9 protein-coding genes are annotated in these 9,968 nt (G+C 67.6%); 5 read left to right on the plus strand and 4 right to left on the minus strand.

The features are described 5' to 3' along the window. Positions 1 to 110: 110 nt before the first annotated feature. Both M3B11_RS13040 and M3B11_RS13045 read left to right on the plus strand, forming a co-directional pair. Positions 111 to 1,427: a class II 3-deoxy-7-phosphoheptulonate synthase gene (locus M3B11_RS13040; protein WP_259877890.1), complete on the plus strand. Its 1,317-nt coding sequence runs from the start codon at positions 111 to 113 to the stop codon at positions 1,425 to 1,427. A 62-nt stretch (positions 1,428 to 1,489) separates the two neighbouring features. Continuing rightward, positions 1,490 to 2,515 (plus strand): low specificity L-threonine aldolase, encoded by a 1,026-nt coding sequence (locus tag M3B11_RS13045; RefSeq protein WP_259877879.1) that lies wholly within the window; start codon positions 1,490 to 1,492, stop codon positions 2,513 to 2,515. A gap of 63 nt (positions 2,516 to 2,578) precedes the next feature. On the opposite strand, the gene pknB is transcribed toward M3B11_RS13045, so the two are convergent. Continuing rightward, positions 2,579 to 4,441 (minus strand): Stk1 family PASTA domain-containing Ser/Thr kinase, encoded by a 1,863-nt coding sequence (gene pknB / locus M3B11_RS13050; RefSeq protein ID WP_259832686.1) that lies wholly within the window; start codon positions 4,439 to 4,441, stop codon positions 2,579 to 2,581. Beyond that, a complete protein-coding gene (locus M3B11_RS13055) occupies positions 4,438 to 5,442 on the minus strand; it encodes a LysM peptidoglycan-binding domain-containing protein (RefSeq protein WP_259877881.1) in 1,005 nt (334 codons plus the stop codon). Before M3B11_RS13055 ends, pknB begins: the two co-directional genes overlap by 4 nt. Positions 5,443 to 5,781: 339 nt before the next feature. Here M3B11_RS13055 and M3B11_RS13060 point away from each other — a divergent pair, with 339 nt between their 5' ends. Next, a complete protein-coding gene (locus tag M3B11_RS13060; RefSeq protein ID WP_259877891.1) occupies positions 5,782 to 6,123 on the plus strand; it encodes an Rv2175c family DNA-binding protein in 342 nt (113 codons plus the stop codon). A 4-nt stretch (positions 6,124 to 6,127) separates the two neighbouring features. Here M3B11_RS13060 and M3B11_RS13065 read toward each other — a convergent pair whose 3' ends face one another. Both M3B11_RS13065 and M3B11_RS13070 read right to left on the minus strand, forming a co-directional pair. Then, complete coding sequence (locus M3B11_RS13065) at positions 6,128 to 7,255, minus strand: polyprenyl synthetase family protein (RefSeq protein ID WP_259877883.1); 1,128 nt, start codon at positions 7,253 to 7,255, stop codon at positions 6,128 to 6,130. Further along, positions 7,252 to 7,884: a hypothetical protein gene (locus M3B11_RS13070; protein WP_259877885.1), complete on the minus strand. Its 633-nt coding sequence runs from the start codon at positions 7,882 to 7,884 to the stop codon at positions 7,252 to 7,254. Before M3B11_RS13070 ends, M3B11_RS13065 begins: the two co-directional genes overlap by 4 nt. A gap of 27 nt (positions 7,885 to 7,911) precedes the next feature. Here M3B11_RS13070 and dinB point away from each other — a divergent pair, with 27 nt between their 5' ends. Further along, the gene (dinB, locus tag M3B11_RS13075; protein WP_259877886.1) at positions 7,912 to 9,162 is read left to right on the plus strand and encodes a DNA polymerase IV; all 1,251 of its coding nucleotides are present in this window, start codon (positions 7,912 to 7,914) and stop codon (positions 9,160 to 9,162) included. A 136-nt stretch (positions 9,163 to 9,298) separates the two neighbouring features. After that, complete coding sequence (locus M3B11_RS13080) at positions 9,299 to 9,709, plus strand: DUF3040 domain-containing protein (RefSeq protein ID WP_259877888.1); 411 nt, start codon at positions 9,299 to 9,301, stop codon at positions 9,707 to 9,709. The last annotated feature ends 259 nt before the right edge of the window (positions 9,710 to 9,968 follow it).

The raw sequence follows: 9,968 nt of genomic DNA on the forward strand, positions 1-9,968 counted from the left end.
CGCCATCGATCAAAGGAACACAGACTGTGAACATCAGCCGCGTCTATCAGGCCGCCGGACAGGCAGAAGCCAGCGAAGAGACCATCACGGGCCTCGACGCCTGGCGCTCCATGTCGCCTCGCCAGCAGCCAACGTACGAGGATGCAGACGAACTCGCGGCCGTTCTCGAGCGGCTACGGTCCGTGCCGCCCCTCATCTTCGCCGGCGAAGCCGACAAGCTCACCGAGCGCATCGCCGCCGCCAGCCGCGGCGAGGCTTTCGTGCTCGCCGGCGGCGACTGCGCTGAGTCGTTCGCCGACGCCGACGCCGACCGCATCCGGCGCCGGGTGCAGACCGTGCTACAGATGGCTGCCGTGCTCACGTACGGCGGATCCCTGCCGGTGGTGAAGATCGGCCGGATGGCCGGCCAGTTCGCCAAGCCGCGCTCATCGGACACCGAGGTGCGCGAGGGTGTCGAGCTGCCGAGCTACCGCGGTGACATCGTCAACAGCTATGAGTTCACTCCCGAGGCACGTCGGCATGATCCCAACCGGCTGCTCGAGGCCTACAACATCTCCTCCTCGACCCTCAACCTCATCCGCGCCTTCACGACCGGCGGTTTCGCCGACCTGCGACTGGTCCACGACTGGAACCGCGGCTTCCTCGGCTCGAATCCGAACTATCACCGCTACGAGCAGATGGCCCGCGAGATCGACCGGGCGCTGAAGTTCATGGCAGCCTGCGGCGCCGATTTCGACAGCCTCAAATCCGTCGAGTTCTTCTCCGCCCACGAAGCCCTGCTGCTCGAATACGAACGAGCACTCACCCGCATCGATTCGCGCACCGGGGACCCGTACGATGTGTCCGGCCACTTCCTGTGGATCGGGGAGCGGACCCGCCAGCTCGACTCAGCACACGTCGACTTCCTGTCCCGCGTGCGCAACCCGATCGGCGTCAAGCTCGGGCCCAACGCCACCTACGATGACGCCATGGCCCTGGCAGAGAAGCTCGACCCCGAAGCAGAGCCGGGCCGGCTGACGTTCATCACGCGCATGGGTGCAGAAAAGATCCGCGAGGGCCTGTCGCGCCTGCTCAGTCAGATCGGCGACCAGCTGCCGCACGTCACGTGGGTCTGCGACCCGATGCACGGCAACACCATCACCTCGAACACCGGGTACAAGACCCGCCGGTTCGAAGACGTCATGGCAGAAGTCGCCGGCTTCTTCGACGCGCACTACGACGCCGACACCATCCCCGGCGGCCTGCACATCGAACTCACCGGCGATGATGTCACCGAGGTGCTAGGCGGAGCCAGCGAGATCGACGACGAGGGTCTGCGCCGCCGCTACGAGACGCTCGTCGACCCGCGGCTGAACCATGATCAGTCATTGGAGATGGCATTCCAGGTCGCCGAGTACCTCACCAAGCACCAGCAGGAACACGGATGACCCCCAGGCAGCCTGCTGCGATGTATGCCTGCCTGCCCACCACCAGCTGAGGAGCCCGCACGATGATCGACCTGCGATCAGACACCGTCACCCGCCCGGACGCGGCCATGCGCCAGGCGATGATGGACGCCGACGTCGGTGATGACGTCTACGGTGAGGACCCGACGATCAACGCTCTCGAAGCCCGCGTCGCGTCCCTGCTCGGGCATGAGGCCGGCATCTTCTGCCCCTCGGGTTCGCTGACGAACATGCTCGGCGTCGCCGCACTTGTCGCACCCGGCTGGGAGCTCATCGCCGAATCCCAGGCACATGTGCTGCGGGCCGAGGCCGGCGGCCACGCCGCCCTGGCAGGCGTCACCTCCCGCACATGGGTTTCACCCGACGGCACCTTCACCGCCGCAGACGCACTTGCGCTTATGAGCCGCCCGCGCGGCTACCATCAGGTGGGCACCGCTGCGGTCGCGGTGGAGAACACCCACAACTTCGGCGGCGGGCGGATCGCCGACATCGACGAGCTGCGCACCCTCAGGCGTGAGACTGCAGCAGCTGGAGTCGCCGTTCACATGGACGGTGCGCGCCTGCTCAACGCCTGTGCAGCCACAGGGATCTCCGCCGAGGAATACGGCCGGCAGGCCGACACCGTCTCCCTGTGCCTGTCCAAGGGCCTGGGCGCACCCGTCGGCAGCGTGCTCGTCGGCAGAGCGGATGTCATCGAGAAGGCCCGTCTGCTGCGCAAGCGCTACGGAGGGGCCATGCGGCAGGCCGGCATCCTCGCCGCCGCAGGCCTGTATGCGCTCGACAACCACGTCGCCGGACTGGCCGATGACAACGCCCACGCCCGGCAGCTCGCCGACGCCCTGGCAGCCGCCCGCGAGGGCATCGTCGACCCGGAGACCGTCGAGACGAACATCGTCTTCCTCGACTTGAGCGACCAGCCGGTGGACGCCGAGCAGTTCGCCGCTCAGGCATCCGAGCGCTCGGTGCGGGTCTCAGTGATGGGGGAGAACAGCGTTCGGCTCGTCACCCACCGGGATGTCTCACCTGATCAGATCGACACGGCAGCTGAGGTGCTCACCAGCCTCGTCTGATGCTGGAGCTGCTCCGGAAGCGGGAGCGGGCCCAGCTGTTGCCTCCGGAGGCGACAGCCAGGCTCAGCTGTCGTCGTCGCCCTTCGTGTCCTCGTCCTTCTTCTCATCGTCCTTCCGGTTCTCCGGCTCCTTGCCCTTCGAGACCTTGAGGATGACGAGGTCGCCGGGATTCTTCTTCGCGGCGGCCTTCGGGTAGTGCGCGACGACATCGCCTTTCGGGGTGTGATCGCTGTAAACCTCGTCCTTGGCGATGCGCAGACCCATTCGGGCGAGGCGACCGTAGGCGGCCTCATATGAGACTCCCGTGACATCCGGGATGACAAGCGGTTCCGCGCCCTCGGAGACGACCAGGTCGACCTCAGTTCCCTTGGCGACCTCTTCGCCGCGCTTCAGCGACTGGGAGATGACCGAGCCCTCGGGCACGGAGCTGGAGTGCTCACGGTCCACAGACCCCACCTGCAGTGAGGCTCCCTCGATCGCCGAGCGTGCCTCGCTTTCGGTCATCTTGGACACATCCGGGGCTGCGAAGAGTTCCTCGCCCTTCGACACGAGGACCGTGACGACGGCGTCCTTGTCGAGTTCGGTGCCGGCTGCCGGATCGGTGCCGATCACCTTCCCCGCCGGCACCGCGGTGCTGAACTCCTCACGCGTGGCAGTCGTGAACCCGGCTGCCGTGAGCGCCGAGGCGACATCGTCCTGCTCCTGGCCGGCGACGGCGGCCGGTACCTCGGCCGTCGTCTCGATCGAGGCGATCGCACCCCAACCGGCCAGCGCGACGGCAGCAGCCGCTGCCGAAAGACCGAGTGCGGTGCGGGTGCGCCGACGACGTCGGCCGCTGTGCTTCAGACTCTCAGCCGGAGCGGCAGATCGGGCTGCTGCTGCGGCGGCCGGTGCCAGCGGGACAGGCGTGCCGGCTGAGGTCGCGTCGTCTTCGCCATCGGCGAGGTAGGGGATCTCATCAGTGCGCGCCTTCGGCTCCTTCTGCCGCGGCTCGGCCGGATCGCCCTCGTCGATGGTGATGGTGGCGGTGAGCACCGGAGCATCGGCGACCGGTGCTCCGCTGCCCTCAGCAAGATCGAGCTCCTCTTCGCTCAGCTGCGTGCGCGCCTCGGCGAGGGCCAGGCGCAGTTCGCTGGCATCGGCAGGTCGGTCCTCGGGCTTGCGGGAGGTCGCCCACAGCACGATCGCATCGAGAGTCGGGCTGACCCCGGCGACCGCCTCGGAGGGCGCCGGGACCGAGTCGTGGACGTGACGGTAGGCAACCTGAATCGGAACCTCGTCGGTGTAGGGCTGGCTGCCGGTGAGCATCTCATAGAGCATGATCCCGACCGTGTACAGGTCAGTGCGCTCATCAGCGCCGGTGCGGGTGACGAGCTCGGGTGCGACATAGCCGACGGTGCCGATGAGCGTCTTCGTCGTCGTCGATGTGCTCACCGCGCGAGCGAGACCGAAGTCGGCGAGCTTGATCTGCCCGTCGGTGCCGAGCAGCACATTGTCGGGCTTGAGGTCGCGGTGGATGATGCCGGCACCATGGACCGCCTCGAGGGCGGCGAGGATCGCATCTGTCACGACGATCGCCTGCCGTGGCGTGAGGCTGCCGCGGTGCTTGAGCTCCTTGCGCAGTGTCACCGACTCCAGGTAGTCCATCACGAGGTAGACGACTCGGTCGTCGGAGCCCTGGTCGTGGACGGCGATGAGATTCGGGTGGCTGAGCCTGGCGGCGTGGATGGCCTCGCGGCGGAACCGCTCCACGAAGGTCTCGTCGTCGAGCAGGTGCTGGTGCATGACCTTGATCGCGATCTCGCGGTCAAGGCGCAGGTCGGTGCCGCGGTAGACCATTGCCATGCCGCCGCGGGCGATGACGGATTCGACTCGGTAGCGTTCGTTGAGAACGACACCGAGCAGCGGATCGTGCAGGGTCTTCATGATGTGCTCTCCTGGCTGCGGAATCGTTCGGCGGTCACCTGGACGTTGTGGACGAATCGGCGCGTGTCGGGGTGCTGCCCGTGTGCCGCGACCGAGGCGAGACCCTGGTAGTAGCCGGCCAGCGCCTCGGCTTCGGAGTCCGTGTGTTCGAGCAGCCAGCGCAGGATCGCCAGGCCGGCGCGGATGTTCTCGGCGGTGTCGAGGATATCGACCGGTTCGCCGAGCAGCTCGGCGGCCCAGGTTCCGGCACGCGGGGTCACCTGCATGACGCCGATCGCGTTGACCGGTGAGACGACCTGCTGGCGCATCCCGGATTCCTGCTGGGCCAAGGCGGAGGCGAGGTGCTCATCGAGTCCGAGGTAGTCGGCGATCCCGCGGACCATCGCGGCGATGTCGCGCTTGTGCAGGGCGGGACGCTGTTGGAGGATCCACTTGTTGTGCCGGGCTGCTGCGAGCACCTCGGCGGGGTACGGGGTGCCGCGGTGGTCGGTGGGCAGCGGCGGCAGCTCGGCGGCCGGGACGTGCTGGCGGGCGCGGTTCGAGGTCGCCCCTGAACCGGAGAGAGCGAGCAGCTCACCCTCGCGGATGACAGTTGAGTCGCCCATCGCGTTGGCGTCCTGCAGGGCCGGCACCGAGATCTGGTAGCGCTCGGCGATCGCTTCGAGGGTCTCGCCGGCGGCGACCCGGTGGCCGGCGGTGCGCTGCTGGTGGATGTTCTTCGCCGGCAGCGACAGGATCTGGCCGGGTCGCACCGCGCTGCGGCCGCGCAGGTCGTTGAGTTCGACGATCGCCGGGGCGGACACGCCGTGGCGCTTGGCGATCGAGATGAGGGTGTCGCCGGTGCGGACCTTGTAGGTGCGTCCACCGTGGGTGACCGGGATCGCTTCGCTGACCGTGCCCGAGGTGAATCCCGGCTGGGCATCGGATGCGGGCGCAGCGCGCGGCGTGAAGGCGGGGCTGAAGCCCGGCTGCAGGGTCGGGTCGGTGGTGGGTTGGGGCACCGCCGAGGCATGCTCGTCAGCAACGGGGAGACGCTGTGCGGCCTGCTGGGATGCGAAATGCGATGCCACGGTCAACGGCGACGGGACGGCAGCCCGAGCCGATACCTGTCGCGCCCGTCCGTGCGGCGGGCGGTGCGATGCCCTGTTCATGTACGACCTGCAGTTCTGATGGGGGAAGACAAGCTGCGGTTACAGTTGATCCCAGCTTAACGACTGCGCTGCGCCACACGTGCGAGCATGCGCACTCGGCGTGTCGGTACTATCCTGAGATCTGTGACTGATTCAACCGCCGCTTCCGGTTCATCTCAGGCAGGTTCGCCCGACCATTCTGCGCAGGCGCTGGCACTCGTCGACGAGTGGCTGCCGCTGCCGGACATCGCCGAGCAGACGGGGCTGGGGATCTCGAAGGTGCGCCGCCTGATCGAGGACCGCGCGCTCATCGGGTTCAAGCACGGTTCTCCGATGGTCTTCAAGGTGCCGGCGCTGTTCATCGACGGCGACGCCCCGGTCAAGAACCTGCAGGGCACCCTCATGCTGCTGGCTGATGCCGGCTTCGCCGATGACGAGGCGATCGCTTGGCTGTTCACCCCTGACGATTCGCTGCCGGGCCGGCCGATCGACCTGCTGCGCTCGGGATCGAAGAAGGAGGTCCGGCGCCGCGCGCAGGCGCTGGCGGTCTGAGGCCTCAGGCTGAGCGGCGGGTGAGCATGAGCGCGTACTGCGCCAGCTGCTGCCGGGCCGCGTTGCTGACACCGTGGGCGGCCAGCGCGTCGAGACCCTGATGAGCTGAGGTGAGCTGTGCGTCGATCTCAGCTTCGAACTTCTCCAATGCCCCGCACGACTCGATGAGATCCTTCATCTGCTGCAGCTCGTCGAGACTGAGGTCCGGCTGCCCGAGCCGGCGCATGAGCCAGCTCGCCTGTTCGGCTGAGGCACTGTCATCGGCGGCCAGCGCCTGCAGCGCCAGGGCGATGAGGACGGTCTTCTTGCCCTGCCGGAGATCGTCACCGGCCGGTTTGCCGGTGACCGCGGGATCGCCGAACACGCCGAGTTCGTCGTCGCGCAGCTGGAATGCCCGGCCGAGCGGCAGACCGAAGTCCGAGAGCGCCGTCAGTAGAGCGGCGTCGGCCCCGGCCAGGGCAGCGCCGAGCAACAGCGGCTGTTCGACGGAGTACTTCGCTGACTTGTAGGTCAGCACTTCATCGGCGCGCGGCAGCAGTTCGTCACTGGCGACCGGGGCGGCCTGCAGGCGGATGTCGAGATACTGGCCGACCATGACATCGCGTCGGAAGTCGTTGTGGCGGCGCACCGCCTCGGCTGTGGCCGACGCCGCCAGCGCCGAGGCGCTGAAGAGCTCTTCACTCAGGCTCAGGCACAGATCCCCGGCGATGATCGCAGCGCCATCGCCGAAGAGCACCGCGTCACCGGTCCAATCACGGTCGCGGTGCATCGCGCGGAAGTACGTGTGCACGGCCGGCTGGCCGCGGCGCGTTTCGGAGTCATCGATGATGTCGTCATGGATGAGGGCTGCGGCGTGCAGCAGTTCGACCCCTGCAGCGGTGTGGGCGATGCCGGAGTTCGCAGCGTCCGTGCCGCCGGCAAGTTCGTAGCCCCACCAGGTGATGAGGGCCCGGATCCGCTTGCCCTTGGCGCTGAATGCGCGGATCGGGTCGATGAGCTCATCGGTGACCGGCGAGATCTCAGCCATGCGTGCAGCGGTGGTCCGCACGTGGTCATCGATGACGGAATCGACAGCGGCGATGACCTCGTCTGCAGGTGTGAGTGCAGTCACGGTGGTGGCGGCTGCGCTCATCGCAGCACGACTCCGCCGACGGTGACCTGCCGGTTATCGGCCTCATCGTCCGGTCCGGGCCCAACGGTCAGCGACAGCGTCTGGTCATTCTTGGTGTCGTGGAAGGCCTGTGTGGTGACATCGCCTTCCTTGGCGGCGTCTCCGACTGTCTCGAAGCCCTTGTCTTTGAGCGAGTCGGTGTAGAACTTGAGGATCTCCTCTTCGGACTTCTCGCTCAGCTGGACGAGGGACACGCCGATGCGCTCGCTGTCAGCCGCGGCGTCCGCGCCGTCAGCCCCGTCTGCGCCGGCAGCCCCGTCCTCGTCCTCAGCGCCGTCCTCCCCCTCGGGTGCCTCAGTGGCCCCGGCGTCTTCGCCCTCGGGCGACTGCTCGTCGAGAGGGCTGAGGGTGGAGGAGACGATCTCGGCTTCCGGCAGCGGCTCGATCGCAGCGGGGAAACCGTCGATGAGCTCGCCGTATGCGGTCTGTTCATCACCGCCTGAGGCCTCGGTCTCCTCGGTTCCAGGGGCAGCGGTCTCCGTCGCTGTCTGCTCCTCGGACGCAGGCGCATCGTCTCCGGTGCAGCCGGAGAGGATCAGCGCGGCGGAGACGGCCAGGGCTGAAGTCGTCAGAGCAGTGCGTTGTATCATGCTTCCAGACTAGCGCCCAGGAGAGACATGAGTCGAAAGCAGCTTGCCCGCTCAGGCGGAGATCTCGCGGCGCTCGGCACCGACGACACCGGATGCACCATGCTCCACCTGGACATGGACGCCTTCTTCGTCTCCGTCGAACTGCTCACCCGGCCCGAGCTGCGCGGCACACCGGTCATCGTCGGCGGGCGCGCCGGCCGCGGGGTCTGCGTTTCAGCCAGCTATGAGGCCCGAGAGTACGGCATCCACGCCGCGATGCCGATGTCGCGTGCAGTGCAGCTGTGCCCGCAGGCCACCGTCATCCCGCCCTCGCGCGGTGCCTACTCGCACTACTCCCGGCAGGTCTTCGACATCATCGCCGAGGTGACCGACGAGTTCACCAAGGTCAGCGTCGACGAAGGATACGTCGACGTCACCTCCGCGCTGCGCCGACTCGGCCGGCCCGCCGACATCGCAGCCGGGCTCCGCGCTGAGATCACCGCGCGCACCGGGCTGACCGCCTCGATCGGGGTGGCCGCGACGATGGTGGTGGCCAAACTCGCCTCCGCCCGGGCCAAGCCAGACGGGCTGCTCGTCGTCCCCGTCGCGCGGACGCAGCAGTTCCTCGCCCCGATGCCGATCGAGGCGCTGCCCGGGGTGGGAGCGAAGCTGCAGGAGACCCTGCGCAGGTACGGCATCACCACGATCGGTCAGCTGGCGGAGGCCGATGCTGACTGGGCAGCGCAGACGCTCGGGTCCTTCGGTGTCACCGTTCACGGATTCGCCCGCGGCATCGACTCACGCACCATCCGCGACTCCGCCAAAGAGCACACCGTCAGCGCCGAACGCACATTCCCTGCTGACATCGCCGACCTTCCCAGCCTCGAGCGCGAGCTGCTGAGACTGGCCAACGGTGTGGCCGGGCGGCTGCGCCGCGAGGAGATCGTGACAGGGACGGTCGGTCTGAAGTTCCGGCTGCACGACTTCCGCACCTTCAGCCGGCAGATCACGCTCCCGGCGCCGACCGATGTGGCAGCTGAGATCCATGCCGCGCTGCTGCCCCTGCTCCGGCGCCTCTATGCCGAGCACCGCGAACCGGTCCGCCTGCTGGGTCTGCGCGCCGCCGATGTCATCGATCGCGATGCTGCCGGACGACAGGCCACCCTCGATGAGCCCGACCGCTCTCCGCGCGATGCCGAGCTCGCCCTTGACGAGGTGCGCAGAAGATTCGGCAGCACCGTTATCGGGCAGGCGTCCTTGCTGGAACCGAGGCGTCGGGAAACGACCGACGGGCAGTGATCTCCCATCCGATGGCGGCTGGGCTGTGAACCTGGTCAGAGTATGCTTGCCAGCTCGATTCCGAGATGCCGAAACGGGGCCGGAAGGACTATCATTGAGGTACGACTTTTCTAGCGCGCAGGTGAAGGGGGCTACCATGCCACTCTCAGAACATGAACAGCAGCTACTGGACCAGCTTGAGCAGCAGCTGCGCAGTGAGGACCCTCGCTTTGCCCAGAACATCTCGCAGCCGCGTCCGTCCGGCGGGGGATCGGTTTCAGCCAAGCGGTTCGTCATCGGGGTGCTCGGCCTGCTGGCGGGCATCGCCATCGCGCTTGCCTCCATCTACTTCTTCGGCATGCCGTTCGGCGCCGTCGTCGGTGTCATCGGATTCGCCGTGATGGTCGCCGGTGGATACTGGGCCGTCAACGGAGGCTCCGGAAGCGCGCCGAAGGGCAGCGTGCACAACGCCACCTCTGCCAAGGCCTCGGCCGGCAGCACTCCAGGATCCAGCAGCTTCATGGATCGACTCGAAGATCGCTGGGAGAAGCGCCGCCGCGGAGAATGATCCGCCTACCCCAGTTCTCTGACAGCAGATCCCGCTCGGCGTCGTCGGCGGGATCTTTCCTTTTCCTCACCGGCGCCACCATGCCGGTTCGAACAGCTCCCTGGAGAAGTGCCGGCCGAGGGTCTCCGCAGAAGCGCTTGCCGAGGGTCTCCGCAGAAGTGCCGGCCGAGGACCCCAGCAGAGCATGACCGGTTTCCGTGACCTCAGAGCGCGGGCGGATGCGGGAATGAGCATCCGGCCCGGCCCCCCGCGCTGCGGG

It is taken from the genome of Brevibacterium sp. p3-SID960 (assembly GCF_025144725.1).
Taxonomy (GTDB): Bacteria; Actinomycetota; Actinomycetes; order Actinomycetales; family Brevibacteriaceae; genus Brevibacterium.

Coding starts and splice junctions, on each gene's coding strand:
- M3B11_RS13080 (WP_259877888.1), top strand. CDS start 9,299: ATGCCACTCTCAGAACATGAACAGCAGCTACTGGACCAGCTTGAGCAG.
- M3B11_RS13065 (WP_259877883.1), bottom strand. CDS start 7,255: ATGAGCGCAGCCGCCACCACCGTGACTGCACTCACACCTGCAGACGAG.
- dinB (WP_259877886.1), top strand. CDS start 7,912: ATGAGTCGAAAGCAGCTTGCCCGCTCAGGCGGAGATCTCGCGGCGCTC.
- M3B11_RS13040 (WP_259877890.1), top strand. CDS start 111: ATGTCGCCTCGCCAGCAGCCAACGTACGAGGATGCAGACGAACTCGCG.
- M3B11_RS13045 (WP_259877879.1), top strand. CDS start 1,490: ATGATCGACCTGCGATCAGACACCGTCACCCGCCCGGACGCGGCCATG.
- pknB (WP_259832686.1), bottom strand. CDS start 4,441: ATGAAGACCCTGCACGATCCGCTGCTCGGTGTCGTTCTCAACGAACGC.
- M3B11_RS13070 (WP_259877885.1), bottom strand. CDS start 7,884: ATGATACAACGCACTGCTCTGACGACTTCAGCCCTGGCCGTCTCCGCC.